The sequence below is a fragment of the Streptomyces sp. ITFR-16 genome (assembly GCF_031844705.1).
Classification (GTDB): Bacteria; Actinomycetota; Actinomycetes; order Streptomycetales; family Streptomycetaceae; genus Streptomyces.
Map to the genome: position 1 here is coordinate 3806221 of NZ_CP134609.1, position 26111 is coordinate 3832331.

26 protein-coding genes, 1 tRNA gene and 1 pseudogene are annotated in these 26111 nt (G+C 71.1%); 22 read left to right on the plus strand and 6 right to left on the minus strand.

Annotated elements, in window-relative coordinates; all coding sequences use genetic code 11:
* Positions 1-129: 129 nt before the first annotated feature.
* The 3 genes from RLT58_RS16965 (at position 130) to RLT58_RS16975 (ending at position 3308) form a co-directional block, all read left to right on the plus strand.
* On the plus strand, positions 130-2568 hold the full coding sequence (locus tag RLT58_RS16965) for a WYL domain-containing protein (RefSeq protein WP_399131638.1): 2439 nt from the start codon (positions 130-132) through the stop codon (positions 2566-2568).
* A 105-nt stretch (positions 2569-2673) separates the two neighbouring features.
* A complete protein-coding gene (locus tag RLT58_RS16970; RefSeq protein ID WP_311311220.1) occupies positions 2674-2889 on the plus strand; it encodes a type II toxin-antitoxin system VapB family antitoxin in 216 nt (71 codons plus the stop codon).
* Positions 2886-3308, plus strand: a complete 423-nt coding sequence (locus RLT58_RS16975) for a PIN domain nuclease (RefSeq protein ID WP_311311221.1) — start codon at positions 2886-2888, stop codon at positions 3306-3308. Before RLT58_RS16970 ends, RLT58_RS16975 begins: the two co-directional genes overlap by 4 nt.
* Before the next feature lie 429 nt (positions 3309-3737).
* On the opposite strand, the pseudogene RLT58_RS16980 reads toward RLT58_RS16975, so the two are convergent.
* Positions 3738-4939: pseudogene (locus RLT58_RS16980) on the minus strand (IS110 family transposase).
* A gap of 179 nt (positions 4940-5118) precedes the next feature.
* Positions 5119-5847, minus strand: a complete 729-nt coding sequence (locus RLT58_RS16985; protein ID WP_311311222.1) for a hypothetical protein — start codon at positions 5845-5847, stop codon at positions 5119-5121.
* 83 nt (positions 5848-5930) lie between these two features.
* On the opposite strand from RLT58_RS16985, the gene RLT58_RS16990 reads away from it, so the two are divergent.
* Entirely contained in the window at positions 5931-6557 is a 627-nt protein-coding gene (locus RLT58_RS16990; protein WP_311311223.1) for a TetR/AcrR family transcriptional regulator, read from the plus strand.
* A gap of 429 nt (positions 6558-6986) precedes the next feature.
* On the opposite strand, the gene serS is transcribed toward RLT58_RS16990, so the two are convergent.
* Positions 6987-8279: a serine--tRNA ligase gene (serS, locus tag RLT58_RS16995; protein ID WP_311311224.1), complete on the minus strand. Its 1293-nt coding sequence runs from the start codon at positions 8277-8279 to the stop codon at positions 6987-6989.
* Between the two features lie 103 nt (positions 8280-8382).
* Positions 8383-9090 (minus strand): hypothetical protein, encoded by a 708-nt coding sequence (locus tag RLT58_RS17000; RefSeq protein ID WP_311311225.1) that lies wholly within the window; start codon positions 9088-9090, stop codon positions 8383-8385.
* Between the two features lie 280 nt (positions 9091-9370).
* Between RLT58_RS17000 and RLT58_RS17005 the strand changes: the two genes are divergently transcribed.
* The 7 genes from RLT58_RS17005 to RLT58_RS17035 all read left to right on the plus strand — a co-directional run bounded on the left by RLT58_RS17005 (position 9371) and on the right by RLT58_RS17035 (position 16194).
* Positions 9371-11428, plus strand: a complete 2058-nt coding sequence (locus RLT58_RS17005; RefSeq protein ID WP_311311226.1) for a TerD family protein — start codon at positions 9371-9373, stop codon at positions 11426-11428.
* 182 nt (positions 11429-11610) lie between these two features.
* Entirely contained in the window at positions 11611-12024 is a 414-nt protein-coding gene (locus RLT58_RS17010; RefSeq protein ID WP_311311227.1) for a YciI family protein, read from the plus strand.
* Complete coding sequence (locus RLT58_RS17015) at positions 12017-13291, plus strand: RNA polymerase sigma factor (RefSeq protein ID WP_399131639.1); 1275 nt, start codon at positions 12017-12019, stop codon at positions 13289-13291. The genes RLT58_RS17010 and RLT58_RS17015 overlap by 8 nt, the downstream gene beginning before the upstream one ends.
* 78 nt (positions 13292-13369) lie before the next feature.
* Positions 13370-14302: an RNA polymerase sigma factor SigJ gene (gene sigJ, locus RLT58_RS17020; RefSeq protein ID WP_311311229.1), complete on the plus strand. Its 933-nt coding sequence runs from the start codon at positions 13370-13372 to the stop codon at positions 14300-14302.
* A gap of 88 nt (positions 14303-14390) precedes the next feature.
* Positions 14391-15011, plus strand: coding sequence for an HhH-GPD-type base excision DNA repair protein (locus RLT58_RS17025; protein WP_311311230.1), 621 nt, complete (start codon positions 14391-14393; stop codon positions 15009-15011).
* A gap of 144 nt (positions 15012-15155) precedes the next feature.
* Positions 15156-15452, plus strand: a complete 297-nt coding sequence (locus tag RLT58_RS17030; protein ID WP_003955420.1) for a type II toxin-antitoxin system VapB family antitoxin — start codon at positions 15156-15158, stop codon at positions 15450-15452.
* A gap of 148 nt (positions 15453-15600) precedes the next feature.
* A complete protein-coding gene (locus RLT58_RS17035; RefSeq protein ID WP_311314541.1) occupies positions 15601-16194 on the plus strand; it encodes a LytR C-terminal domain-containing protein in 594 nt (197 codons plus the stop codon).
* 71 nt (positions 16195-16265) lie between these two features.
* Here RLT58_RS17035 and upp read toward each other — a convergent pair whose 3' ends face one another.
* On the minus strand, positions 16266-16901 hold the full coding sequence (upp, locus tag RLT58_RS17040) for a uracil phosphoribosyltransferase (protein WP_311311232.1): 636 nt from the start codon (positions 16899-16901) through the stop codon (positions 16266-16268).
* Between the two features lie 103 nt (positions 16902-17004).
* Between upp and RLT58_RS17045 the strand changes: the two genes are divergently transcribed.
* The 9 genes from RLT58_RS17045 (at position 17005) to RLT58_RS17085 (ending at position 22578) form a co-directional block, all read left to right on the plus strand.
* Entirely contained in the window at positions 17005-17205 is a 201-nt protein-coding gene (locus tag RLT58_RS17045) for a hypothetical protein (RefSeq protein WP_311311233.1), read from the plus strand.
* Positions 17206-17396: 191 nt separating this feature from the next.
* Entirely contained in the window at positions 17397-17948 is a 552-nt protein-coding gene (locus RLT58_RS17050; RefSeq protein WP_311311234.1) for a tRNA adenosine deaminase-associated protein, read from the plus strand.
* 93 nt (positions 17949-18041) lie between these two features.
* Positions 18042-18470, plus strand: a complete 429-nt coding sequence (gene tadA / locus RLT58_RS17055; protein ID WP_311311235.1) for a tRNA adenosine(34) deaminase TadA — start codon at positions 18042-18044, stop codon at positions 18468-18470.
* A 78-nt stretch (positions 18471-18548) separates the two neighbouring features.
* Positions 18549-18636: transfer RNA gene (locus RLT58_RS17060), tRNA-Ser, on the plus strand.
* Between the two features lie 385 nt (positions 18637-19021).
* Entirely contained in the window at positions 19022-19186 is a 165-nt protein-coding gene (locus RLT58_RS17065; protein ID WP_311311236.1) for a hypothetical protein, read from the plus strand.
* 9 nt (positions 19187-19195) lie between these two features.
* Positions 19196-19489 (plus strand): Dabb family protein, encoded by a 294-nt coding sequence (locus RLT58_RS17070; protein ID WP_311311237.1) that lies wholly within the window; start codon positions 19196-19198, stop codon positions 19487-19489.
* Positions 19490-19668: 179 nt separating this feature from the next.
* The gene (locus RLT58_RS17075; protein ID WP_399131640.1) at positions 19669-20550 is read left to right on the plus strand and encodes an RNA polymerase sigma factor SigF; all 882 of its coding nucleotides are present in this window, start codon (positions 19669-19671) and stop codon (positions 20548-20550) included.
* A gap of 234 nt (positions 20551-20784) precedes the next feature.
* On the plus strand, positions 20785-21651 hold the full coding sequence (locus RLT58_RS17080; protein ID WP_311311239.1) for an RNA polymerase sigma factor SigF: 867 nt from the start codon (positions 20785-20787) through the stop codon (positions 21649-21651).
* Between the two features lie 57 nt (positions 21652-21708).
* Positions 21709-22578 (plus strand): hypothetical protein, encoded by an 870-nt coding sequence (locus RLT58_RS17085; protein WP_311311240.1) that lies wholly within the window; start codon positions 21709-21711, stop codon positions 22576-22578.
* Between the two features lie 30 nt (positions 22579-22608).
* Here RLT58_RS17085 and RLT58_RS17090 read toward each other — a convergent pair whose 3' ends face one another.
* Positions 22609-22821, minus strand: coding sequence for a hypothetical protein (locus RLT58_RS17090; protein WP_311311241.1), 213 nt, complete (start codon positions 22819-22821; stop codon positions 22609-22611).
* 252 nt (positions 22822-23073) lie between these two features.
* Here RLT58_RS17090 and RLT58_RS17095 point away from each other — a divergent pair, with 252 nt between their 5' ends.
* The gene (locus RLT58_RS17095) at positions 23074-23595 is read left to right on the plus strand and encodes a MarR family winged helix-turn-helix transcriptional regulator (RefSeq protein ID WP_311311242.1); all 522 of its coding nucleotides are present in this window, start codon (positions 23074-23076) and stop codon (positions 23593-23595) included.
* A 23-nt stretch (positions 23596-23618) separates the two neighbouring features.
* The gene (locus tag RLT58_RS17100) at positions 23619-26099 is read left to right on the plus strand and encodes an MFS transporter (protein WP_311311243.1); all 2481 of its coding nucleotides are present in this window, start codon (positions 23619-23621) and stop codon (positions 26097-26099) included.
* Positions 26100-26111: the final 12 nt, after the last annotated feature.

The following is a 26111-nucleotide window of genomic DNA, read 5'->3' on the forward strand; positions in this document are numbered from 1 at the left end:
GACAAGCGCCCTGTGCGGGTGAACTCCCCACCGGATGGCGGCGGTGGACCCGTCGAATGCGCGATTCTTGACTTCGCTCGGGGCCGCCCCGAGCGAAGCCGCGTTCCCCGACCTCGCGAGGTGTTCCCCATGACGTCCCGGTCCACGCTGGCAGCCTGGTTGGCCGGTCTCGACGCGCCACGGCTGTCGCGCGTACTCGGGATACGTAAAGACACTCTGGCGCCACCGGAGCCACGTTCCATGGAGGAGTCGGCGGAACGTCTCCTGCGGCCACGCTCGGTGGCGCTCGTCCTGCCACAGCTACCGCTGCCCTGCCTCCAAGTGGCCGAGACCTTGGCTGCCTCGGGAGCTCCCCTGTCGCGCGGCGCCCTGGCGAGGGCACTGGGAGCGACGGCACCCGCCGCCTCTCGGGAACTGGACGTCGTTCTGGAGGCTCTGGCCGATCACGCGCTGGTCTGGCCTGACGGCGACGGGAACCTCCACATGGTCGCCCACTTGCGGCGGGCGTGGGACGCGCCCCTCGGGCTGGACGCACCGCTGGAGGAGCTACTGGAAGGCGTGACCTCCGAGGAGCTGCGCGGCATGCTCGTGGCGCTGGGCATCAAGCCGCCCGGCACCAGGCGGCAGCGCACGGCCACCGTCCTGGATCACCACAGCGATCCACAGCGCGTCGCCGCAGTGATCGCGAAGGCGCCTTCGGCCGCCCGGCAGCTGCTGGAGCGACGGGCGAAGTCCGCACCACGGGACACTGAATTCGTCATGTTCGAGGCTGCCGTGGCCAATGTCCCGCCGGGCGAGCGATGGGCCCTGGACAGGGGGTTCCTGATCCGCGGCCGCCACGGATACGGGCCGGGCCGCATGCCCGCCGAAGTGGCGCTCGCGCTGCGCGGGCCGGACTGGAGTGCGCCGTTCGATCCCGTACCGCCCGTGGCGGAGCTGGTGCCCGTCACCGCTGTGGAGGTGGAACGGGAGGCGGCCGCAGCTGCCACGGCCTTCGCGATCCACGCCGCCTCGGTCCTGTCGGCCTGCTCGGCGGCTCCACCGGTCCGGCTGAAGTCCGGCGGGATCGGCGCGCGTCAGCTTGGGCGGATCAGCAAGGCCGCGCAGGCCGACGACGCGGTGGTACGCATCACCCTGGAGGTCGCCTACTCGGTCGGTTTGCTGGGCGCCGACGGTGACCGCATCGCACCCACCGCGGTATACGACACCTGGGCGGTGCAGGAACCTGCAGCGCAGTTCGCCGACCTGCTTCATGCCTGGTGGAGCCTGCAGCTCACTCCTTCGCAGTCCCGCGACGAGGACAACAAGTCGCTTGCCGCCGTGGCCGGGGCCCCTCGCTGCGGCGCCTGCCTGCAGGCCCGACGCGGGCTGCTCGCAGCGGCGGCAGCACTTCCGGAGGGCCAGGGTGTGCGGGTCGGCACCGATCTGGGTCCGCTCGTGGCCTGGCACCGTCCGCTCGCCCATCCGTCGTTCCAGGACGAGACGCCCTTCGCCGCAGCAGTCCGCGAGGCCGAGCTGACGGGCGTCATCGCCCGAGGCGCCCTCTCCCGGCTCGGTGCGGCCCTGGCGACCGGTGACCGGGAGAAACTGGCCGTCGCATGTCGGCAGCTGCTGCCGGAGGCCACGAGAACAGCCCGGTTCGGCGGCGACCTCACCGCCGTCGTCACCGGCACGCCCTCCGTGTACCTGGCCGAGCTCCTGGATTCGGCCGCCGACCGGGAGACCAGCGGCACGGCCTCGGTATGGCGATTCAGCGGCGACAGCGTCCGCCGCGCCCTGGACACCGGTCGCACTCCGGCCGAGATCTCGGCGGAGCTGGCCGCCGTCGCCGACGGGCCCCTGCCGCAGCCCTTGTCCTATCTCGTCACCGACGCCGCCCGCCGTCACGGCCGCATGCGCATCGCCCCCGCCGCCTGCGTCATCCACAGCGACGAACCCGCACTCCTGGCCGAGCTCGCCGCCCACCGGGCACTCGCCGCACTCGGGCTGCGGCAGCTCGCCCCGACGGTGCTCGTCAGCGGCAGCTCGCCCGACAAGACCCTCGCCTCACTCCGGAGCCAGGGCTACGCGCCCGTCGCCGAAGCCGCGGACGGAACCGTACGCATCGAGAAGGCGCCGTCTCGACGGACCGCCGCCGTCCCGGCCCCTCGGAAGGCCACCACCAAGGCCGGCACCGGACACTCAGCACGCCGAACAGCGGAGGCGCCCGCAGTCGACCCGTCCGCAGCGGCGGCCCGGTTGCTGGTCACCCCACCGGCCGTTCCGGAGCCCGATCCATTCGGCACCGGGGTTCCCTTCGGCACGGACACCGAAGAGACCGTCGCCGGATACGCAAAGCATCTGCCGTACACCGACATCCGCCAGCTGGCACACGCCATCGACACGGGCACCGCCATCACCGTCGAGTACGTCGCAGCCTCGGGCAGCCGCACCGTGCGCACCCTCGGCCGCCTCGAACTCGACCCGCCCTACCTGGAAGCGTGGTGCCATCTTCGGGACGTCGAGCGTGTCTTTGCCCTCTCCCGCATCCACGGCGTCACGCCGGCGTGGGCAGACGACCTGCCATAACGCCCACACCGAGGAGCGTCGGCATCACTCCCCGACGGAATCCGGGACACCTGCCATCCATCGAGATATATTTGATGGCATAGGTGATATCAGAAGGGATGCCTCATGAGTCGAACCGTGATCGACCTCGACGACGAGCTGCTGGCCGATGTCGCCCGAGCGCTCGGCACCCGTACCAAGAAGGAGACAGTCAACACCGCGCTGCGCGAAGTACTGGAAAACCGGCGGAGGGCGCTCGCACTCGCCCGGCTGCGCGCGGCCTCCGCCGACGGAGCCTTCGACCTGGAGCACTTCCAGGAGAAGGGTCACTACCGTCGGTGAACGCCGCACAGTTCCTGATCGACACCAGCGCCCTGGCACGCTTCATGCGCACCGACGCCGAGCAGTTCGGCTGGGACCAGGCAGCCGCCGCCGGACTCATCGCGACGTGCCCGATCACGGAGCTCGAATTCTTCTACAGCGCCCGCTCCGCGGCAGACCGCGCTCAAGGCATCGAAGACATGCGTCTGCTGTTCGGATGGGTGCCGGTCGATGACCGCGCCTACGACCGCGCCTGGCAGGTACAGGAAGCGCTCACCGAGCGAGGACAGCACCACAGCGCCGGAGCCGTGGATCTGGTCGTGGCCTCTACGGCGGAACTGCAAGGGCTGACGCTCCTGCACTGCGACCGCGACTTCGAATGCATCGCGGCGGTCACCGGCCAGGCCCTTTATTGGTACGGACCGGACACCGGCAAGTAGGCAGGAAGACGCCGAGCTTTCTCTGTTCGCAGTCTCACTCCTGGTCTCGTTCACCCCCTTCCGGGACCGTCCGAACGGGGCCACCCCGAACGTCCCGCCGCAGGTCAGGACGGGTACGCCCGCCGCCGAACCCCCAGGCGAACATTTGGAATGTGTGTTGGGGGCAACCCCTCACGAGTTCGAATCTCGTATCCTCCGCCATTGCTCTCACCGGGCAATACGAAGAAGGCCCTGACCGGTTCCGATCTGTCAGGGCCTTCTTCGCGTCCCGGAACAAGAACGCCTCCGCCGGGAACCCGCGCCAAGAGGGCGGCGGCCTCTTCGTGGTCTTCCGTCCGTCTCAGTCGCGGTCCACAGGGCCCTCGTTCGAACCGTGTGCCGCGCTCAGGCCCTCCGGCCGTGTGCCGGGGGGTGCTCCTATGGGTTTGGTCAAGCTGGTTGGGCGTGTTGGGGTTCGTAGAAGGTGCCGTCGCGGAGCATCGCGAGGAGGACGTCGGCTCGTCGTCTTGCGAGGCAGAGGAGGGCTTGGGTGTGGTGTTTGCCCTGGGCGATCTTCTTGTCGTAGTAGGCGCGGGATGCCGGGTCGCCGAGGGCGGCGAACGCGGAGAGGAAGAAGGCCCGTTTGAGCTGCTTGTTCCCTCTGCGGGATGGTTGTTCGCCTCGGATCGAGGAGCCTGAGTTGCGGGTCGCCGGGGCGAGTCCGGCGTAGGCGGCGAGGTGGGCTGCGGAGGGGAAGCTGCTGCCGTCGCCGACCTCGATGAGGATCCTGGCTCCGGTCCTGATCCCGATGCCCGGTATCGAGATCAGGACCTGGGAAAGAGGGTGGGTCTCCAGCAGTTCCTCGATCCGGCCGGCGAGGAGTTTGCGCTGGTCGAGGACGGCGGCGAGCGAGGCGGCCAGGCTCGGGATGATCAGCGCGGCCGCGTCGGTGCCGGGGACCACCACGGTCTGTTCGTCCAGCGCGGTGAAGATGTCCTCGACCAGGCGCTCGGCCATACGGGGTGCCTTCGGCCGCAGCAGCGTGATCAGCCGTCGGCGGCCTGCCTTGCGGATCTGGGTGGGGGACCCGAACCGTTCCAGCAGGGTCAGGACGGCCGGGTGCTGCGGTCGCGGGCCCAGGACCCGTTCCAGGGACGGGTGGATCTGGGTCAGCAGGCCGTGGAGCCAGTTCGCGACGCGGGTGGCCTCGCCGGTCAGGTCGTCGTCGAAGCCGACGATCATCTCCAGTTCGGCGATCGTCTCGTCTTCGAGGTCGACCGAGCGCAAGGTGTGGGGCATCGCGCGGGCGGCGTCGGCGATGATGAACGCGTCCCTCGCGTCGGTCTTGGCCTCGCCGGGGTAGAGGTCGGCGATCCGCCGCATCGTCAGGCCGGGCAGGTAGGCGACGGGGCAGCCCATGTCTCTGGCGACCGCGAGCGGCAGGGCTCGATCGAGGCCGGCTGGTCGACCACGACCAGCACCGTCCCGTGCTTGGCCTGGAGTTTCGCGAACAGCTCGCGGAGCTTGGGTTCGGTGTTGGGCAGGCGCTTGTCGGACGCCTTCTTCCCGGCTGGTGTGACGGCGGTGGCGTGGTGTTCGCTCTTGCCGACGTCCAGGCCGAGGAAGACGTCGATGTCGCCGGTTTCGATCACGTGCGTCCTCCGGTCGTGCTTCCGCCCGGCCTCGCCCACGGCACCGATCGCCACATCCACATTACGAAGAGCCTCCCGACCTGCGAAGAGTCGGTGGTCATGCCCCTAATCAGCGGTCTGTCAGTGCCTCCGGGCCCGGTGACACCACCCCCCGGATCATGGTTAACAAGGGGGGGAAGTCATGCCGGGCCCGAAGGCCGGGAGCCCCATTGCGGGACCACCAAAAAGGTAATTGGGGGGGCCCAGCGGCGGCGGACGGTCCACGCCGCAGCGCCGAGGGCGAAGCCGTAGGCGGCGACCAGGCCGTGGCCGTTGTCCTGGGTGAGCCACATCGCGAGGCCGAGTGCCGGGACGCCGGCCGCCAGGGCGATCTCCTTGGGCAGGCGGGTGCGGGTGAGGAAGGCGAGGGCGAGGGTGGCGCCGAGGAAGTAGGTGGCGCCGGAGCTGCCGGCGAAGTTGCGTGGGTCGGTACTGGGGCCCTCGCCCAGGCCGAGCAGGGCGTCGATGCGGGCGGGCAGCAGAATGCCGGCGAGGAAGAACGCCAGGGTGAGCGGGCCGCCCCAGTACCACTGGGCGAGCGCGGCGACGGCGGCCAGGGTGAGCAGGTTCCAGAGGCCGCCGAAGAAGCCGCCGTTCTGCATGAACACCGAGGTGAACTCGCGCCACCAGCCGGACTTGGCCGGGTCGGCGTCCAGCGCGTCCATGGCGCCGGACCAGACCAGCTGGAGCAGGACACCGCCGACGGCGATCGCGGTCAGCGCGATCGCCGCCCGGGGCAACGGCCGTGCGCGCAGGGTGTCGCGGCCGACCGCACCGAGCCCGCAGTTGACCATCATGACCATCAGCGCTGCCGTGGTCACGTTGAAGACGATCGCCTCCATGGCCTGGCCCTCCCCCCGTCGCGGCATTTTCCAACACCGTTCGAAAACCTGACGACGCAAAGCTAGCACAGCTTTCGAACGGTGTTGGAAAATCTTGTACGGTGGGCGGCATGAAGCTCACCAAGGAGCGCATCGTCGATGCGGGCATGGCCGTCTTCGCCGAGGTCGGCTACCAGAATCTGTCCATGCGTCAGGTCGCCGACCGCCTGGACACCCACGCGGGCAGCCTCTACTACCACGTGCGCGGGAAGGACGAACTGCTCAACCTGATGGCCGACCAGGTCTGCCGCCGCGCCTACGACGCCGGCACCGAAGCCCTCGCCGCGCTACCGCCCGCCGCCCCCTGGCAGGACCACATCGCGGCCCAGGCCGCCGCGCTGCGCCTGAGCATCAAGCAGCACCCGGGCGGCGCCCAGCTCCTCGCCGAGAGCCCCGGCACGCTCAGCACCGGCGCGCTCTCCCTGATGGAACGCCTGCTGCGCACCCTCCTCGACGCCGGCCTGCCCGCCGACCACTGCGCCGTCGCCGCCGACACCCTGCTCAGCCACGTCACCGGCTTCGTGCTCCAGGAACAGAACCAGCCCGCCACGCCACCCGCCGTCACCGCCGAGCGCTACGCCGAACTGTGCGAGCGGTTCCCCTTGCTCATGAGCCCGTCGACACCACGCCTGAGCCAGGACGAGAAGTTCACCCGGAGCATCCGCCTGCTCTGTACCGGCTTCGCGGTACCTGCGTAGGCACCGGTGTCCGGTCTGCCGTACGGGATAGGGGTAGCGGCACGGCTCCCACGGTGAGAGCTGCGGCTCGAAGCGTGCTTCGATGCGTCGCGCGTACGCCTCCCCACGCCACATGCCGCATGGAACCCTCGATGAGGTCTGGAGTTACCTGGCCTCTTGGTAGGGGGTATGAAGTGGCATCTCAGTCCAGGTGTGGCGCACCCACCAAAGCGGGAAAGGCGTGCCGGAACCTCGCCGTGGTCGGCACCTCTCGTTGCGCGAAGCATCAGGGGCCCTGGTCGGCCTACGGCGTCGCGCAGCGCAAGGAGAAGGAAGCCAAGGCGAGGAAGCGCGCGATCCGTAAGAGGCGCTAGGCGGAGCAGTGTTGGGGTGTGAGCAACGCCGAGGGCCCCGCAGCACACTGCGGGGCCCTCGGCTGAGCGGTGATGCCTACGCCTCCGGTGTGCCGTCCGCCGTGATGCGGTGGAAGCCCAGGTACGGGGTCAGGGCGTCGGGGAGGAGGAGGGAGCCGTCTTCCTGTTGGGACTGTTCCAGGAGGGCGGCCAGGGTGCGGCCGATGGGGAGGCCGGAGCCGTTGAGGGTGGCGACGAGCTTGGGCTTGCCGTCCTCGCCCCGGGTGCGGATGTTGGCGCGGCGGGCCTGGAACGTGCCGAAGTTGGAGATCGAGGAGATCTCGCGGTACGTGTCCTGGCTCGGGATCCAGACCTCGATGTCGTACGTGAGCCGGGCGGAGAAGCCCGTGTCGCCGGCCGCCAGCTTGACCACGCGGTAGGCGAGGCCAAGTTCCTTCAGGCAGGCCTCGGCGTGGGCCACCATCGTCTCCAGCGCGGCGTCCGCGGTCGCCGGGTCGACGATCTGGACCATCTCCACCTTGGAGAACTGGTGCTGGCGGATCAGGCCCCGGGTGTCCCGGCCGTACGAACCCGCCTCGGAGCGGAAGCACGGGGTGTGCGCCGTGAGGGCCAGGGGCAGTTCGGCGGGCGGGATGATCTCGTCGGCGTACAGGTTCGTCAGCGGGACCTCGGCCGTGGGGATCAGGAAGAGCTCGCGGTCCGCGACGCCCGTCTTGAAGAGGTCTTCCTCGAACTTGGGGAGCTGGCCCGTCCCGGTCATCGTCTTGCGGGTGACCAGGTACGGGACCGCGTACTCGACGTACCCGTGCCGACGGGTGTGCAGGTCGAGGAAGAGCGTCGCCAGGGCGCGTTCCAGTGCGGCTCCCGCGCCCCGGGAGACCGCGAAGCGCGGGCCCGACAGCTTCGTCGCACGGGCGAAGTCGAGGATGCCCGTCGCCTCGCCCAGGTCGACGTGGTCCTTCGGCTCGAAGGAGAACACGGGCGGCGTGCCCACGCGCCTGACCTCGACCGCGTCCGCGTCGGTGGTGCCGTCCGGGGCCGTGTCGTCCGGCAGGTTCGGGATGCTGAGCAGGAGGTCGCGCAGCTGTTCCTGAACCTGCTCCTGACCGGCCTCGATCGCCCGGATCTCGTCCTTCAGCTCGCGGGCCCGCTCCTTCAGCTTGGAGATGTCACCGCCGGCCTTCGCCGTCTGCTGGACCTCGCCCGCCACCCGCTTGGACTCGGCCCGCAGCTCGTCGGCCGAGCGGATGTTCTGGTTGCGCCGGGACTGGAGGTCCTCCAGCGCGGACAGGTCCAGAGCGTAACCGCGACGAGCGAGCCGACGTACCGCTTCGGCACCCATGTCGATCAGGGCGCGGGCATCATGCATCAGGGAGATCCTTCTTGGTCCGGCGAGGTGGTGGGGCCGTGCGTTGCCGCGTGGGTCGGTGACATCGCGGGGTTGCGGGTGGTGGAAACGACGGTAGCAATCCTCACGCCCCTTCCGATCCGGAATATTCGCCCCGTCCGCCCGGGGCACAGGGCTTCAGCGGTCTCCCACGAGCGCGAACGCGAAGGCCAGCCGGCGGTCCAGCCAGTCCGCCTTCACCCTGATCTCCTTGCTGCCCTCCGACACCATGACCACCGCCCCGTCCGCCGTCCACTCCAGCGTGCGCGGCTTCGACGGCTGGTCGCCGCCCTCCGCCGAGGTCCAGCACCGCCCCCACCACCCCGAGCGCGGCCTTCACGGCCACCCGGCCGGCGGCCTCCGCCGGGGAGCCGCCGGCCGCCCACTCATTGCGGCCGACGATCTCCGGGCGGCCCGGCTGGTCGATGCGCCAGGTGTGCCGGAAGGGGCGCCTGGGTGGGATCCGGCGCAGCGTGCCCACCACCTCGCCCCGGCCGTCGCGCACCACGTGGTGCCGCTCCCCGTCCGTCTCCCGGGCGGCTTCGACGTAGCAGAGCAGGCGTCGCGCCTCCGGGTCCTCGTACAGGGTGAGTGCGGGGGCGGAGGGGCCGGGGGACGGGGTGCCTGCGGAGGCGAAGTACGCGCACGGGGCGTTGATCCGGTGGTCGCGGCCGCCCTTGGGGACGCGTACCGCGCGCTGCCCCCAGCCTATCGCCTTGCGCTTGGGCGTCGCGGGGCGTTCCACGTCGCTGATGAGGAACCTGCGGACGTCCGGCCACGCCACCTGCTCCACCGGTGGCTCCTGCGGCCTCCTGCTCCTGCCGAACGCCATGGCCGGTCCCCCCTCTTGTCGTGCCGTCCGCTCGCGGCAGGGTACGTCCTGGGGCGGGCGGCCTGACGGGCCGTCCGGGGCGGATCCGTGCAGGGCACATCCGGACTTCACGATTCCTTCACGTGTACTCCATTCGAGCGCTACCGTTCTCCTCGTGTACAGCGGGTCGCGCTGTGTCACGGAACAACTTGCTGCCGTTGCCTGGGCGGGACCCGACGCGGCCGCGCGTCTGGGGGACCGCATGCGTGAGATGACCAAGGGCGCCAACGTCGGGCTTGCGGAACTGAGCGACGATGCCGGATCGGTCGTCGCCAGTCTGAGCTGGAGCAGTACCGCCGGGGACGGCGACGCGGATGTGTCCGTACTGCTGCTGGACAGCGGCGGCAAGGTCCGCAGCGACGCCGACTTCTTCTACTACAACAACCCCGCCGCGGCCGACGGCAGCGTGCAGCTGCTCGGCAAGACGCCCACGGACAGCGGCAGCGAGGACCGCATCAGCCTCGATCTGACCGCCGTGCCCGCCGACGTCGAGCGCCTCGTGGTGGCCGCGAGCCGGTACGGCGGCTCCCGCTTCGGTGAGCTCGACGACCTCCGGATGACCGTCGCCGACCGCTCCGGCGAGGTCCTGCTCGGGTTCTCCATCGCCGATGCCTCGGTCGAGAGCGCGTTCATCTTCGGTGAGCTGTACCGGCGCGGTACGGAGTGGAAGTACCGGGCCATCGGCCAGGGATACGAGACCGGCCTCGCGGGCCTCGCCACCGACTTCGGTATCGATGTCGACGACGAGGGAGAGGGGGAGGGGGAGAGCGAGGGGGAGATCCCCGGCGTCGTTGTCGAGGCGGGCGCCGCTCCCGTTCCCGTCCCCGCGCAGGCCGTTCCCGAGACGCCCGCCGCCGGGGCCGCCGCACCCGCCCGGCGCGCCCGGCGGCCCCGGACCGTCAAGAAGAAGGTGACGCTCCCGGCCGTCGAGAAGAAGTCGCTCGCCGAGAACGACGCGTGGCGGGCCGCCCGGCTGTTCCCCGCGCCGACGCTCAAGAGCGACCGGGAGCGGGAGGTGCGGGCGACCTCCGTCCTGCTGTCGGTCATGGCGCAGGTGCCGGAGTTCGGGCGCCGGCTGACGGCAGGCTTCGGGGCCCCGGCCGGGCGCATGCAGACCTTCACCGAGGTCTCACTGCCGCACGGCGACACCCCCAAGCGGCCGGACGGGGTGATCCGGGTGGAGCGGGCCGGGAAGCTGTGGACCGCGCTCGTCGAGACGAAGACGAACGGGAACGGGCTGAAGTCCGAGCAGGTCCAGAACTACATGGACATCGCCGCCCGCCGGGGCTACGAGGCCGTGATCACGCTCTCCAACGACGTCGCGCTGGAGGGCAGTCCGCTCGTCAAGGTCAAGGCCGACGGGCGGCGCAAGCACAAGGTCGCCCTGCGGCACCTCTCCTGGGCCGAGGTGGCCCACCAGGCGCACATGCTGATCCGGCACGAGGGGGTCGGCAACGCCGCCCACGCCTGGCTGCTCCAGGAGCTGGTGCACTACCTCCAGCACGAGAACTCCGGCTGCCACGGCTTCCAGAACATGGGCCCCTCCTGGGTTCCCGTGCGCAACGGCATCGACACGGAGACCCTCAGCCAGGGCGACCCGCGCGCCGTCGAGGTCGTCGAGAGCTGGGAGCGGCTGATCCGGCAGGTCTGTCTGCGGCTCGGCGGTGAGCTGGGCCAGAAGGCGCTGCCCGTCCAGCGCACCCCGCGCGGCACCACACCCCGCGCACGGCGGGAGGCGCTCGCCGACCGGCTCTGCGAGGAGGGGCGGCTCGCCGCGGAACTCCGGGTCGACGGCTCCCCCGGCATCATCACGATCGTCGCCGACCTGCGCACCGGGAAGCTGCGCACCTCGGTGGAGATCCCCGTGCCGGAGGGCGCGTACCCGCTGACCTCGGCCAAGCGGCTGATGCGGCAGCTGGCGGAGGCTCCCGCCGATCTCCATGTCGAGACGCTCGTCGAGGGGCACAGCGGCCCGCGCGGCACCCTGGAGCGGCTGCGTCCCGAACCGGGCGACGTGCTGCCCCGGGACGGCAGCCCCATCACCGGGTTCCGGCTCTCCCTCTTCAAGGGCATGGGCGCCTCGCGCGGCAACGCCGATTCCGGCTTCATCCGCAGTGTCGACGACGCCGTGGGGCGGTTCCACACCCATGTCATCGCCTGTCTGCCGCAGGGCGACCGCCGCCCGGTGCGGCGGTCCGTGGCGCCGGAGCGGGATGCGGAGCCGGTGGCCTCGCGGGCGCCCGCGCCGGTGAACGCCTGAGCACGACCCGTACGCCCAGCACGACCCGCACCTCGTACGCCCGACGCGCCTCGGCCGTTGCGGGACATCTTGCGGTCTCCGGAAGATTTCTTCGGCGCGATGTCGAGAACCCCCGCCCCGCTCCGACGTCCCCTGTGAGAGCCGCCCGCACGGGGCGGCCGGGACACCGAGGGAGCGGAATCATGAAGTACCTGGTGATGGTGCAGGGCTCGCAGACCGACTACGAGGCCATGCGTGGCAAGGGCAGCGAGGGCAATCCGGGCTGGAGCGAGGCGGATGTGCAGGCCATGTTCGCGTTCATGGGCGCGGTGAACGACGATCTCGCCGAGAGCGGTGAGTTCATCAGCGGGTACGGGCTGGCCGAGCCCGCCCGTACCCGGTTCGTGCACACCGGCGAGGACGGCCGGCCGGTGATCACCGACGGGCCCTACGGTGAGACCAAGGAGCTGCTCGCCGGGTTCTGGGTGCTCGAATGCGAGAGCCTGGAGCGGGTCACGGAGATCGCCGCGCGCATCGCGACCTGCCCGGCGCCCGCCGGTGCGCCCGTCCGGCCGGTCGCCATCCGGCCCATCGACGGCGGCGGAGGCGATGTGTGAGAGGGGACGCGTGACCCGTACGACCGAGGTCGAGGACCTGCTGCGGCTGCACGCCCCGCAGGTCCTCGGCGCGCTGGTACGCCGGTACGGGCACTTCGATCCGGCCGAGGACGCGGTGCAGGAGGCCCTGATCGCCGCCGCCCGGCAGTGGCCGGTGCAGGGGGTGCCGGACAATCCGCGCGGCTGGCTGATCCGGGTGGCCTCCCGGCGGCTCGTGGACCGGCTGCGCGGCGACGACGCCCGGCGCGCCCGCGAGGAGGCGGCGGCGCTCACGCCCCGGGACGCCTTCACCGCGCCGCCGCCCGACGAAGCCGCGCCGGGCGGGGACCGGGCGCCGTCCGAGGACGACACGCTCACCCTGCTCTTCCTGTGCTGCCACCCCGAGCTGGCCCCGGCCGCGCAGATCGCGCTCACGCTGCGGGCGGTCGGCGGGCTGACCACGGCCGAGATCGCCCGCGCCCATCTGGTGCCCGAGGCGACGATGGCGCAGCGGATCAGCCGGGCGAAGCGGAAAGTGCGGGGGACCGCCTTCGTCCAGCCCGGGCCCGCCGACCGGGACGCGCGGCTGCGTGCCGTGCTCCAGGTGCTCTACCTGATCTTCAACGAGGGCTACACCGCCACCTCCGGCCAGGCCCTGCACCGCGCGGGGCCGGCCCGGGAGGCGATCCGGCTGACCCGTTCGGTGCGCCGGCTGCTGCCCCGGGACGGCGCGGTGACCGGGCTCCTGGCGCTGATGCTGCTCACCGACGCCCGCACCCCCGCCCGCACCGGGCCGCACGGCGAGCTGATCCCGCTCGACGAACAGGACCGGGACCTGTGGGACCGGAGCGCCGTCGCCGAGGGGACCGCCCTGGTCGAGGAGGCGCTCGGCGAGGGCCCCGCCGGGCCCTACCAGGTGCAGGCGGCCATCGCGGCGCTGCACGACGAGGCGGACCGCGCCGAGGACACCGACTGGCCGCAGATCCTGGCGCTCTACGACGAGCTCCTGCGGATCGCGCCCGAGCCCATGGCCGCACTGGGCCGGGCCGTCGCCGTCGCCATGGTCCACGGGCCGCGTGCCGGGCTCGCCGAGGCCGACACGCTCGCGGACCGGCTGGCGGGCCACTACCGGCTGGCCGCCGTCCGCGCCCATCTGCTGGAACGGGCCGGGGACACCGAGGCCGCCCGCGCCGCCTACCGCGCGGCGGCCGCCGCGACCCTGAGCATCCCGGAGGCCCGCTATCTGCACGGCCGCGCGGACCGCCTCGACGGGGGCACCGGCGGCTGACGGCCCCCGTACGCACCCCGATGTCACACTCCTGCCCCGGCAGCGCTCTCAGGGTGGGACCGCGACAGGAGGCACCAGATGTCCGAGCAAGGCCCCGGCACCGGCACCGGCCCCACCACCGAGGTGTTCGTCGTCCACCGCGAACTGCTGTTCTCGCTCGTCTACAACATGCTCGGCAGCGTCTCCGACACCGAGGACGTCCTCCAGGAGACGTGGCTCGCCTGGACGGCCAGGAACGAGGCGCCCGGCGCCGACCGGATCGAGAGCCCGCGCGCCTACCTCGTACGGATCGCCGTGAACAAGGCGATCTCCCGGCGGGACGCCATCAGCCGCCGCCGGGAGACCTATGTCGGTACATGGCTGCCGGAACCGCTCGTCGCCGGCGCCGAGACCCCGCCGCCGCCCGCCGACGAGACCGCCGAGCGGGCGGAGCGCTCGGAGTCCGTGTCGATGGCGATGCTGGTCGTGCTGGAGACCCTGACGCCGCTGGAGCGTGCGGTCTTCGTCCTGCACGAGGTCTTCGGCTACGCGCACACCGAGACGGCGGAGATCCTGGGCCGCAGCGCCGCCGCCGTCCGCCAGCTCGCCCACCGCGCCCGCGAGCACGTCCAGGCCCGCCGGCCCCGCTACCGCCCCGATCCGCTGCTCCACCGGCAGGTGACGGAACACTTCCTGGCCGCCGTGTTCGGCGGGGACATGGCCGCCCTGATGCGCCTCCTCGCCCCCGACGTCACGCTGTGGGCCGACGGCGGCGGCAAGACGCGGGCCGCGAGCCCGCGCACGGTGCACGGCCGCGACAACGTCGCCCGGCTCCTGATCAACCGCGCCGCCCACCGCGACGGCCTGGAGGTCTCCTACCGGCAGGTCAACGGCGATCCCGCCGCAGTGCTGTTCAGCGGCGACACCCCGTTCGCCGTGATGGTCCTCGACCTGACGCCGGACGGCGAACAGGTCAGCGACATCTACAACGTCGCCAACCCTGACAAACTGCCGCGCCCCGGCCGGACGTGAGCGCCCGACACCGGCAAACGGCTGCAAACCGCTCACCCGGCCGTGGTTGTGCTGGCCGTGGCACCCCCGGCTCGCGATGATCGGGGCCATGACCAAGAGCGACGAAGGCCGAGACCTCACCCTCCGGATCGCCCAGCAGCCGGAGGCGGACGCGCTTCTCGCCCGCAGCCCGCTCGCCGCCCTGGTGGGCATGCTGCTGGATCAGCAGGTGCCGATGGAGTGGGCCTTCTCCGGCCCGTACACCCTGGCGCGGCGGATGGGCGGGGACGATCTGGACGCCCATGAGATCGCCTCGTACGACCCCGAGGCGTTCACCGCCCTGTTCACCGACAAACCCGCGCTGCACCGCTACCCGGGCTCGATGGCCAAGCGGGTGCAGCAGCTGTGCCAGTACCTGGTGGCGCAGTACGACGGCGACGCGAGCGCGGTATGGCGCGACGCCGCCACCGGGGCCGAGCTGCGCAAACGGCTGAACGCCCTGCCCGGGTTCGGTACGCAGAAGGCGCAGATCTTCCTGGCGCTGCTGGGCAAGCAGTTCGGCGTCCGGCCGCCGGGCTGGCGGGAGGCGGCGGGCTCGTACGGCGAGGCGGGCTCGCACCGCTCGGTCGCCGACATCACCGGGCCCGAGTCGCTCGCCGAGGTGCGCGCGTACAAGCAGGAGGCCAAGGCCGCCGCGAAGGGCGCCAAGGCGGCGGCCAAGGGGAAGTGAGCCGGCTCGCCGTCCACAGCCTGTGCGCAACATCCGTGCGGCGCGGCCCCAATTCCGGAATGCACGCCTATATGCCGTCGCCACCGGCACCGCAGTCCCACCCCATGGCTGCGCCCGGAGGCTCTTGACCGGTAGGCTTTCCGTGTGATCTTCAAGCGCATCGGAAATGGGCGGCCTTATCCCGACCACGGCCGGGAAAGCACCCGGCAGTGGGCGGATGTCGCGCCGCGCCCGGTCCGCCTCGACCAGCTCGTCACCACCAAGGGCCAGCTGGACCTCGAAACCCTCCTCGCCGAGGACTCCACGTTCTACGGCGACCTGTTCGCGCACGTCGTGAAGTGGCAGGGCGACCTCTATCTGGAGGACGGGCTGCACCGCGCGGTCCGCGCCGCGCTCCAGCAGCGCCAGGTGCTGCACGCCCGCGTGCTCGAACTCGGCTGAGACGCCGCGCACAGGGCCCGACACGGCCTCCGGCGGGGGGCGTTCGGGTGCTTTACCACCCGGACGGGTGCGATCCGCCGATCATTAAATAGGCATCATCACCGGGTCGCACTACGCTGCGCCCATGAGCATGCTCACTCCCCCCGGCATGGGCGGAAAGTACCGCATCACGGGTGACAAGTACCCACGTATGCGACGCCCCCGCCGCCGCGGCAAACTCGTCCTCACGGCCATCGCCTCCGTGGTCGCCCTCGGGCTGGCCGGCTGGGGCACGCTGCAGCTCATCGACGTCTTCACGGGCGGTGACAAGAAGGCCAGTGCCGCCGACCGCGCGGACTGCCCGTCCGCGAAGCCGTCCGCGCCCGCGAAGGTGCTGCCGAAGCCCGCGAAGATCACGGTCAACGTCTACAACGCGACGCCGCGCAGCGGTCTCGCCAAGGCGGCCGCCGACGAGCTGAAGAAGCGCGGCTTCACGATCGGCAAGGTGGGCAACGCCACCGCCGCGTACGACAAGAAGGTCCCGGGGACCGGGCTGCTGCTGGGGGCCCCGGCCGCCGTCAACGGCACGTTCCCCGTGCTCGGCACCCAGCTGCCGGGGGCCGCGACGAAGACCGACGCCCGCAAGAGCGCGGAGGTCGATCTGATCATCGGCACGAAGTTCAGGGCGTTCAGCAAGCCGAAGGCAGCCGCCGACGCCCTGACCGCGCTGACCGCGCCGGCCCCGGCACCGTCCTCCTGCTGAAGTCCTGCCGGAAGCCCTGAGTCCTGCCGGCTTCCGGTCGGGGAGGGGCGCCGGGGGCGGCGCGTCGTGTCCTAGTCGGCGGTGCCGTACATCCGGTCGCCGGCGTCACCGAGGCCCGGGACGATGTAGCCGTGCTCGTTGAGCCGCTCGTCGACCGAGGCGGTGACGACCGTGACCGGCGTCCCGGCCAGCTCGCGCTCCATCACCTCGACGCCCTCGGGCGCCGCGAGGAGCACGACGGCGGTGACATCGTCCGCGCCGCGCTTGATCAGCTCCTGGATGGCGGCGACCAGCGTGCCGCCGGTGGCCAGCATGGGGTCCAGGACATAGACCTGGCGGCCGGAGAGGTCCTCGGGCATCCGGCTCGCGTACGTGGACGCCTGGAGCGTCTCCTCGTCGCGGATCATGCCCAGGAAGCCCACCTCGGCGGTCGGCAGCAGCCGCACCATGCCGTCGAGCATGCCGAGGCCGGCCCGCAGGATGGGGACGACGAGGGGCCGGGGGTGCGACAGCTTCACACCGGTGGTGGGTGTCACCGGGGTCTCGATGTCGACCTGCTCGGTGCGCACATCGCGGGTGGCCTCGTACGCGAGCAGGGTCACCAGCTCGTCGGCGAGGCGCCGGAAGGTCGGGGAGTCGGTGCGCTTGTCGCGCAGGGTGGTGAGTTTGTGCGCGACCAGCGGGTGGTCGACGACGTGGATCCGCATGACACCCACAGTAGCCGCGCCTCCCGCACCCATGCGCTGGCATCAACCACACGTTCGGGGGGAAGGTGGTGGCATACGGACCCAGCCTGGGGGTGACGAGCCGATGCCGGACGGGGCGAAGCAGCAGCGGGACGGGACGGACCCGCAGGACGCGGAGGAGACCGACGCGCAGCGCCGGCGGCGCCGCGCCCAGTTCCTCCGCGAACTTCACGAGGCCAAGGCGCTCCGCGACCGGGTCCAGCCGCGCCGTGTCAAGGCCGCCCGAATGCGCCAGGCCATGCGGATGAGGACGTTTCGCTGGTAGCCCTCCGGCCTGCGGAAGAACCCCCGGGTGGCGGGGTCGGAGAGAACTGATGGCCGACTCAACGGCCGAACTGCTCTCGCGGAGCCCTCGTTTCTGCCACGATTCCGATGGGCGGGACGCAGGGGCAGCCGGACCATCGACTGGCCACCCGCCGGACCACACCTAGGCCCTAAACCAGTGGGAGAGTCACGGTGTACTTCGCCGCACTGCTCGCGCGCACCGAAGACGGGTGGGAAGCGAGCGACACGGAGCTCGACGATGTGGAGACCCTGTCGGACCTGACGGATCTGGCCCGTGAGGCCTCGGTTGACGAGGACACGGTGCTCGTATTCATCGAGCAGGAGGACGCCTGGTTCGGCGTCGTCCGCGTGGACGGCGAGGAGGACCCCCGAATCTTCGTCTCGGACGCCGCCGCCGCCGCCCGTTCCTCGTACGGGGAGATCCTGCTCACCGATGAACTGCTCGGCCGCGAACCCGGGGCCGAGGACACGATCGCCGCCCTCGAGGAGCTCGTCGGCCTCGACGGCACGGAGGACGGCGATCCGGACACCCCCGACAACAACAACGACACCACCGACGACGAGGCGGACGCCGACGCCGTGCCGGCCGGGCCGCTCGGCGAGACCGGGGTGCTGTCCGACCTCGGCCTGGCCGAGGCGGAGCTGCTGATGCTGCGCACGGACGCCCTGGCCGAGATCGCGGAGGCGCTGGGAGCGGCCGAGGTCCTGGAGACCGTCCGTTAGGGTCCGCGGGTGACCGAAGCACCGCACCCGCTCGACCCGCCCTCAGCGCCTCGCCCCCCGACCGATCCCCTACGAGACCCGTGGCGGGCGCCCATGCGCCGCGCCCTGGACGAGGCCGACCGTGCGGCGGCGGCCGGCGATGTGCCGGTCGGCGCCGTCGTCCTCGCCCCGGACGGCACCCTGCTCGCCACGGGCCACAACGAACGCGAGGCGGCCGGCGACCCGACCGCGCACGCCGAGATCCTCGCGCTCCGCCGGGCCGCTGCGGCGCTCGGTGCCTGGCGGCTGTCCGGCTGCACCCTGGTGGTCACGCTGGAGCCCTGCACGATGTGTGCGGGCGCCCTGGTGCAGTCCCGCGTGGACCGGGTGGTCTACGGGGCCCGCGACGAGAAGGCCGGAGCGGCCGGCTCGCTGTGGGACGTCGTGCGCGACCGGCGCCTCAACCACCGCCCCGAGGTGATCCACGGGGTCCTGGAGGCCGACTGCGCGGCCCGGCTGACCAGCTTCTTCCGCCACCGCTGACCTGGCCTCCCGCCGTCCGCGGGGCACCGCGCGGAATCGGATTTCGACGGACGGCCGAGATGGTCTAAGCTCTCTCTCGGTAGCGTGTCCGAGCGGCCGAAGGAGCTCGCCTCGAAAGCGAGTGTGGCGTAACCCGTCACCGTGGGTTCAAATCCCACCGCTACCGCTCTTGAACGAAGGGCCCGACGTACAGCGTCGGGCCCTTCGTGGTTCCGCCTTCTCGATCAGGTCGGGGGAAGCGGCATCGGGGGGACAAGCCGCTTCCCCCGATGAGAACAGGTCCTCCGGTCCGCGCCGCGATCGGGGGAGGCCGCAGTGCGGACCCCACAGAGAGGTCCCGTTCCTCGCCCTGCGGATTCCTGCCACATCCGCCGGGCTCACCTCCCATGCTGCCGCGCCGCAGAAGCCACGAGGGCGGGCAAAGGGCCTTGATCGCCGGGCCCTTGGTCCTTAAAGACCTGATGAGTGATCGGAAACCACAGGGGGATACGGCCATCCGTGCGGATAGACTCGCCCGACCGCACAGGGGATCGAAGGGGAGTCAGGGGCTGATGGTGCAAGCGAAGAAGATCGCTCTCTACGTGATAGTCGTCTTCGTGCTCTACACGATCATCACGTCCCCGGCCCGGGCCGCCGATCTCGTCCAGGTAGGGTTCGAGGGCATTTCGAGTGCCGCACAGGGCGTGGGCGACTTCATGTCCGAGCTGGTGAACTAGGAGTACCGCATGATCCGCCATCTGGTCCTGTTCAAGCTGAACGAGGGCGTACAGCGGGACGATCCGCGCGTCGTCGCGGGCGCCGCCGCCTTCCGGGAGCTGGGCGGCACGATCCCGGAGCTGGAGTTCTGGGAGTGCGCCTGGAACATCACCGACCGGCCGATCGCCTACGACTTCGCCATCAACTCCGCGGTCGCGGACGAGGCGGCGCTCAAGAGTTACATCGAGCATCCGGCCCATCAGGCGGCCGCCGGTCAGTGGCGCGAGTTCGCCACCTGGGTGATCGCCGACTACCCGTTCTGACGCCTTCGGCCCTGCGAGCCCCTCACCACGGCGGTGAGGGGCTTTTCTTTGTGTTTAAACCATGTCGAGGTCAACACGGCGCTATGGGGTGCTTGCACATAGTGGTCATGTCTTGTGATGCTATGACCGCTTTTGACGGATGAGTTGACCGAAGTTGACCGCAGAGGGGTGGCGTCACCGTGCCGGCCAGTACAGCGCCTCAAGTGCCTCCCCAGACCGCGCAGGGCGCCCGCCCGGCGCCCTCGGCGCAGGTGATCCAGACCGAGACACCCGACGACACGGTCACGCCCGCCAGGACCCGGGGCGCGGACACCAGGGCGCTCACCCAGGTGCTCTTCGGACAGCTCAAGGGGCTGGAGCCGGGCACGGCGGAGCACGGGCGGGTACGGGCCGCCCTGATCGAGGCGAACCTGCCTCTCGTGCGGTACGCCGCCGCCCGCTTCCGCAGCCGCAACGAGCCGATGGAGGACGTCGTCCAGGTCGGCACGATCGGCCTCATCAACGCGATCGACCGGTTCGACCCCGAACGCGGCGTCCAGTTCCCCACCTTCGCCATGCCGACCGTGGTCGGCGAGATCAAGCGGTACTTCCGCGACAACGTGCGCACCGTCCATGTGCCCCGCCGGCTGCACGAGCTGTGGGTCCAGGTCACCGGCGCCACCGAGGACCTGACGACCGCTCACGGCCGCTCCCCCACCACCGCGGAGATCGCCGAGCGGCTGAAGATCTCCGAGGAGGAGGTGCTCGCCTGCATCGAGGCGGGGCGCTCCTACCACGCGACCTCGCTGGAGGCCGCCCAGGAGGGCGACGGGCTGCCCGGCCTCCTGGACCGGCTCGGCTACGAGGACCCGGCCCTGGCCGGCGTCGAACACCGCGATCTGGTCCGTCATCTGCTCGTCCAGCTGCCCGAGCGCGAGCAGCGGATTCTGCTGCTGCGGTACTACAGCAATCTGACGCAGTCCCAGATCAGCGCCGAACTGGGTGTCTCCCAGATGCATGTGTCAAGGCTCCTGGCCCGAAGTTTCGCCCGACTGCGATCCGCAAACAGGATCGAGGCGTAACCGAAACGGGTAGACCGCACTCGGGGCGCCGGGCGCGGGCCAAAAGCCGCACACCCCTTGTTAACTGCGCAGACTCCCCCTTGACTTGTCGACATGTCACTACAGCGTGTTGCCGACATGTGACATTCTGCGGGAACCGCGTTTGCCGCAGCCTCCCCTCCGGTATTCAGGTGGAGGCAGCGTTCCTCCGATGGTCGCGGCCACCGCGACCGTCCGCGACCTCAAGGGGGTGGCATGTCCGCAGAACAGGGCAGCTCGAAGGTGCTCACGCTCACGAAGAGCGCTCCCGCACCCGTTGTGCTCACCAGCTCGCCGGAAGCCATCGACACCCGTACGCTGTCCCGCTCGCTGTTCCTGCGGCTCGCCGCACTGGGCCCCGCTCCGGGCCCCGAGGGAACCGACAGCCCGGAGCGTGCCTACGTACGGGACACACTCATCGAGCTCAACCTCCCGCTCGTGCGCTACGCCGCGGCGCGGTTCCGCAGCCGTAACGAACCCATGGAGGACATCGTCCAGGTGGGCACGATCGGCCTGATCAAGGCGATCGACCGCTTCGACTGCGAACGCGGCGTGGAGTTCCCGACGTTCGCGATGCCCACCGTCGTCGGGGAGATCAAGCGCTTCTTCCGCGACACCTCGTGGTCGGTGCGGGTGCCGCGCCGGCTCCAGGAGCTGCGGCTCGCCCTCACCAAGACCAGCGACGAGCTCGCCCAGAAGCTGGACCGCTCGCCGACCGTGCCGGAGCTGGCCAAGGCGCTCGGGGTCTCCGAGGAGGACGTCGTCGACGGTCTGGCCGTCGGCAACGCCTACACGGCCTCTTCGCTGGACTCCCCCTCCCCCGAGGACGACGGCGGCGAGGGTTCGCTCGCGGACCGGCTGGGCTACGAGGACGCGGCGCTGGAGGGCGTCGAGTACCGCGAGTCGCTCAAGCCGCTGCTGGCCAAACTCCCGCCGCGCGAGCGCCAGATCATCATGCTGCGGTTCTTCGCCAACATGACCCAGTCGCAGATCGGCGAGGAGGTCGGCATCTCGCAGATGCACGTCTCGCGCCTGCTGACGCGCACGCTCGCCCAGCTCAGGGAAGGGCTCATCGCCGACTGACCCGCGCACAGCCGCGCGTGGGTTCCGAATTGACGGTCCGTCAGCCACACTGGCGCGATGCGACGTCAGACCTGCGTCAGGACCGGCCGCCGGGGCACCGTGATCGCCGCCTCGGCGGCCGTCCTGTGCCTGGGCGGAACGCTGGCCGCCTGTGGCGGCAATACGGGGGCGGGCGGCTACACGGCCGTCGGCGCGGCGGGCGAGCACCCCGGGGCGCCCTCCGGGGCGGTGGCCCCGTCCGGCAAGGTCACGCTGGTCCCGCTGGACGGGGCGCGGGGCGGCGGGAGCCGCCCGGGCGCCTCGCCCTCGCGTTCACCCTCGTCCTCCCCGGCCCCGCCTTCGCCCGGCTCGGGTGAGGCGGGAGCGGACGCGGCGCGTCCGGGGCGGGGACCGGGAGCCTCGTCGAGCGGTGCGGGTTCCGGCTCCGGCTCCGCGCCCGCGAAGGGGCCGGGCGGCGGGTCCGGGGGTTCCGGCGGGTCGGGCGGTTCGGGGTCAACCGGTGGATCCGGCGGTTCGGGGTCAACCGGCGGGTCCGGTGGCTCGGGTTCCTCCGGTGGCTCCGGCGGCTCCGGCGGCTCCGGCAGTCCCAGCGCCCCCACCACCTCCGCGCCCCCCGCAGGCCCCGCTGTGCTCGACGTCGGGGCGCCGGTGCGGGCGGCCGCCGAGGAGCGGTGGTGCGAGAAGGTGACCGTGGAGTTCCGCAATACCGGGGGAACGCCTGTGCGTTCGGGGACCGTCACCTTCGCCACGCACATCATCGGCGGGCTGGGGATCGACTGGGCGACCCGGAAGACGTCAGCGCCGCTGCCCGGACCGATCGGCGCGGGAGCGGCGCTGAGGAAGACGTACACCGTCTGTGTGGACACCTGGCGGGTGCCCCTGGGCATGCATGTCGAGACCCGGGACGTCACCGCCGTCTGGAAGTGACGGATGGGGACGGGAGGACCGGCGGGCGGATCAGCCGAAGGCGAGCCAGGCGACCGCGCCGAGCACGACGACCACCGCGACGACGGCGGCGATCAGTCCGGTCCTCGGTCCGGAGGACACGGCGGCGGGCTGCTGCCGGCGCCGCGGCTCGCCCTCGTCGACGAACGCGCGGAACATCTGGGTGCTGCCTGCCGGGTCACTGGTGCCCTCGGGACCCTGCGGGGCGTGGGGATTGTGTGCCATGTCGCAGGACCCTAGCGAACTCGTCCCTACCGCCCAACCCCTGGGGCGCCGGGAGGCCGCCCCGGGCGCCCCTCGTGTGGCGCGAGACACATCCGTACCTCCTCTACCGCAGACGCTGCGGGTTTGACTCGCACCGTACGCAGCCTTTTGCGTTCCTTTACTTCTGCAAGCCCCTTTTCGTTTGCCTGCAGCAACCAACAGCTTCTATGCTTGCCCTAAGCAACAAGATGACCGGTGATGTCTGGGGGTCTCGTGGCCGCACGGAGTCAGTACCAAGAACTGGCCCGGCAGCTCAGCGCCATCGGGGCGGTCAAACGGGGTCTCGCCCGCATCCTGCCCGCCGAGTGCCCGGCCGGTTCCGCCGCCGTGCTGGCTCTGCTGAGCCAGCACGGTGAGATGCGGATCAGCCGGCTGGCCGAGCTCCTCGCCGTGGACATGTCGGTGACCAGCCGCCATGTGGCCCATGTGGCGGAGCGGGGCTGGATCGAGCGGTCCCCGGACCCGGCGGACAAACGCTCCCGAATCCTGCGGCTGACCCCCGCGGGCGAGGGCGTACTCGACGATCTGAACTGCCGGACGACCGAGATGTTCGCCCTTCATCTTCAGGATTGGTCCGACGAAGAGGTCGGACAGCTCAACACGTTGCTGGCCCGGCTGCGCGACAGCTTCTCCTGTCGCGGCGCCGGCGGGTGCGTCCCCGGGAAGCACAGCGTCGACTGCCGCTCCCGGCACGCCGACAGCCACGACGGCTCGTACACCCGTACACCCGTGTAACAGAAGCAAAGAGAAGGATCTAAATGGCTACGACCACACCAACCGGTGTGCGGGGCGGCCACGCCAAGCACGGAGGACACGACTCCTCCGACGGCGCGCCGATGACACACCGGCAGATCATGGAGGCGTTGACCGGGCTGCTGCTCGGCATGTTCGTCGCCATCCTGTCGTCCACCGTCGTCTCCAACGCCCTGCCGGAGATCATCTCCGACCTCGGCGGCGGCCAGAGCGCCTACACCTGGGTCGTCACGGCCTCGCTGCTGGCGATGACGGCGACCACCCCCCTGTGGGGCAAGCTGTCGGACCTGTTCAGCAAGAAGCTGCTGGTCCAGATAGCACTGATCATCTATGTCGCGGGCTCGATCGTCGCCGGTATGTCGACCAGCAGCGGCATGCTGATCGCCTGCCGTGTGGTGCAGGGCATCGGCGTCGGCGGTCTCTCCGCCCTCGCCCAGATCGTGATGGCCGCGATGATCGCCCCGCGCGAGCGCGGCCGCTACAGCGGCTACCTCGGCGCGGTCTTCGCCGTCGCCACCGTCGGCGGCCCGCTGCTCGGCGGTGTCATCACCGACACCAGCTGGATGGGCTGGCGCTGGTGCTTCTACGTGGGTGTGCCGTTCGCGGTCATCGCCCTGATCGTGCTCCAGAAGACCCTGAAGCTCCCGGTCGTCAAGCGCGAGGTCAAGGTCGACTGGACCGGTGCCTTCTTCATCAGCGCCGCCGTCTCCCTGCTGCTCCTCTGGGTCACCTTCGCGGGTGACAAGTACAACTGGATGTCCTGGCAGACCGGCGTGATGCTGGCCGGATCCGTGGTGCTCGGGCTGCTGTTCGTGCTCACCGAGTCGCGGGCCAGCGAGCCGATCATCCCGCTGCGGCTGTTCCGCAACCGCACCATCACCCTGGCCTCGCTCGCCTCGCTGTTCGTCGGTGTCGCGATGTTCGCCGGCACGGTCTTCTTCAGCCAGTACTTCCAGCTGGCGCGCGGCAAGTCGCCGACGATGTCCGGTGTGATGACGATCCCGATGATCGCGGGTCTGTTCATCTCCTCGACCGTCTCGGGCCAGATCATCACCAAGACGGGCCGCTGGAAGGCCTGGCTGGTCAGCGGTGGCTTCCTGGTCACGGCCGGACTCGGCCTGCTCGGCACCATCCGGTACGACACCACGTACTGGCACATCGCGATCTACATGTTCGTGATGGGCCTCGGCATCGGCATGATGATGCAGAACCTGGTGCTCGCCACGCAGAACCAGGTGGCCCCGTCGGACCTCGGCTCCGCCAGCTCCGTCGTCACCTTCTTCCGTTCGCTCGGTGGTGCGATCGGGGTCTCGGCCCTGGGCGCCGTCATGGCGAACCGCGTCACCCACTACGTCAAGGACGGCCTGGCGGACCTCGGTCCGCAGGGCGCGGCCCTGGGCCACGGCGGCACCGGCGGCGGGGGCATCCCCGACCTGGACAAGATGCCCCCGCCCTTCCGCACGGTCGTGGAGGCCGCCTACGGGCACGGCGTCGGTGACGTCTTCCTCTACGCCGCGCCGGCCGCGCTGGTCGCCTTCCTGATCACGATCTTCATCAAGGAGGTCGCGCTGCGGACCAACGCCGGCAACGACGCCCCGGCACCCGCCGAGGCCGAGGCGCTCGCCGAGGTCCCGTCCAGCACGGCCGCGCTGGTCTCCGAGGGAGCGGCCGGGGTCACCTCGGTCGACACCCTGGAGGACGCCCCGGCCGTGACCGCGCCGGGCACTGCGGTGCACGGTGTGGTGCGCGGAGCCGAGGGCACGCCCGTCGCGCGGGCCGCCGTCACCCTGATCTCGCTGGGCGGCCGCCAGCTCGGCATCGCCGCCGCGCAGGCCGACGGCAGCTACGCCCTGAACGCCCCGGGCGCCGGTTCGTACGTCCTGATCGCGTCCGCCGACGGCTTCCAGCCGCAGGCGTCCACCGTGGTCGTCGGCGACGAGCCGCTGGCCTTCGACATCCTGCTGTCCGGTACGAGCGGCCTGGCCGGGACCGTGCGGGCGGCCGACGCCGGTACCCCGGTCGAGGGCGCCATGGTCATCGTGACCGATGTGCGCGGCGACGTACTGGCCACCGGGAAGTCCGGCGTGACGGGCGAGTTCACCTTCGGTGAGCTGGTCCCCGGCGCGGTGACCGTCGCGGTCAACGCGGCCGGCTTCCGTCCGCTGGCACTGCCCGTGGAGATCGGCGGCCAGGGTGTCACCCGGGTCGACGCCGCGCTGCAGTCCGGTGCGCTGGTGCAGGGCGTCGTACGGGCCGGTGTGGCCCGCCGCCCGCTGCCGGACGCCCGCGTCACGCTGGTCGACGCGGCCGGCAACGTGGTCGCCACCTCGACGACCGGGGAGGACGGGGCGTACGCCTTCGCCGACCTGGACGCGGGCGAGTACTCGGTCATCGCGACCGGCTACCCGCCGGTGGCCGGCGCCCTGACCGTGGCCGGTCGCGGGGTCGACGGCCACGACATCGAGCTCGTCCACCCGGGCGAGTAGTCAAGACCCCTG

Coding starts and splice junctions, on each gene's coding strand:
- RLT58_RS16965 (WP_399131638.1), top strand. CDS start 130: ATGACGTCCCGGTCCACGCTGGCAGCCTGGTTGGCCGGTCTCGACGCG.
- RLT58_RS16970 (WP_311311220.1), top strand. CDS start 2,674: ATGAGTCGAACCGTGATCGACCTCGACGACGAGCTGCTGGCCGATGTC.
- RLT58_RS16985 (WP_311311222.1), bottom strand. CDS start 5,847: ATGCCGCGACGGGGGGAGGGCCAGGCCATGGAGGCGATCGTCTTCAAC.
- RLT58_RS16990 (WP_311311223.1), top strand. CDS start 5,931: ATGAAGCTCACCAAGGAGCGCATCGTCGATGCGGGCATGGCCGTCTTC.
- serS (WP_311311224.1), bottom strand. CDS start 8,279: ATGCATGATGCCCGCGCCCTGATCGACATGGGTGCCGAAGCGGTACGT.
- RLT58_RS17005 (WP_311311226.1), top strand. CDS start 9,371: ATGCGTGAGATGACCAAGGGCGCCAACGTCGGGCTTGCGGAACTGAGC.
- RLT58_RS17010 (WP_311311227.1), top strand. CDS start 11,611: ATGAAGTACCTGGTGATGGTGCAGGGCTCGCAGACCGACTACGAGGCC.
- RLT58_RS17015 (WP_399131639.1), top strand. CDS start 12,017: ATGTGTGAGAGGGGACGCGTGACCCGTACGACCGAGGTCGAGGACCTG.
- sigJ (WP_311311229.1), top strand. CDS start 13,370: ATGTCCGAGCAAGGCCCCGGCACCGGCACCGGCCCCACCACCGAGGTG.
- RLT58_RS17025 (WP_311311230.1), top strand. CDS start 14,391: ATGACCAAGAGCGACGAAGGCCGAGACCTCACCCTCCGGATCGCCCAG.
- RLT58_RS17035 (WP_311314541.1), top strand. CDS start 15,601: ATGGGCGGAAAGTACCGCATCACGGGTGACAAGTACCCACGTATGCGA.
- upp (WP_311311232.1), bottom strand. CDS start 16,901: ATGCGGATCCACGTCGTCGACCACCCGCTGGTCGCGCACAAACTCACC.
- RLT58_RS17045 (WP_311311233.1), top strand. CDS start 17,005: ATGCCGGACGGGGCGAAGCAGCAGCGGGACGGGACGGACCCGCAGGAC.
- tadA (WP_311311235.1), top strand. CDS start 18,042: ATGCGCCGCGCCCTGGACGAGGCCGACCGTGCGGCGGCGGCCGGCGAT.
- RLT58_RS17065 (WP_311311236.1), top strand. CDS start 19,022: ATGGTGCAAGCGAAGAAGATCGCTCTCTACGTGATAGTCGTCTTCGTG.
- RLT58_RS17070 (WP_311311237.1), top strand. CDS start 19,196: ATGATCCGCCATCTGGTCCTGTTCAAGCTGAACGAGGGCGTACAGCGG.
- RLT58_RS17080 (WP_311311239.1), top strand. CDS start 20,785: ATGTCCGCAGAACAGGGCAGCTCGAAGGTGCTCACGCTCACGAAGAGC.
- RLT58_RS17085 (WP_311311240.1), top strand. CDS start 21,709: ATGCGACGTCAGACCTGCGTCAGGACCGGCCGCCGGGGCACCGTGATC.
- RLT58_RS17090 (WP_311311241.1), bottom strand. CDS start 22,821: ATGGCACACAATCCCCACGCCCCGCAGGGTCCCGAGGGCACCAGTGAC.
- RLT58_RS17100 (WP_311311243.1), top strand. CDS start 23,619: ATGGCTACGACCACACCAACCGGTGTGCGGGGCGGCCACGCCAAGCAC.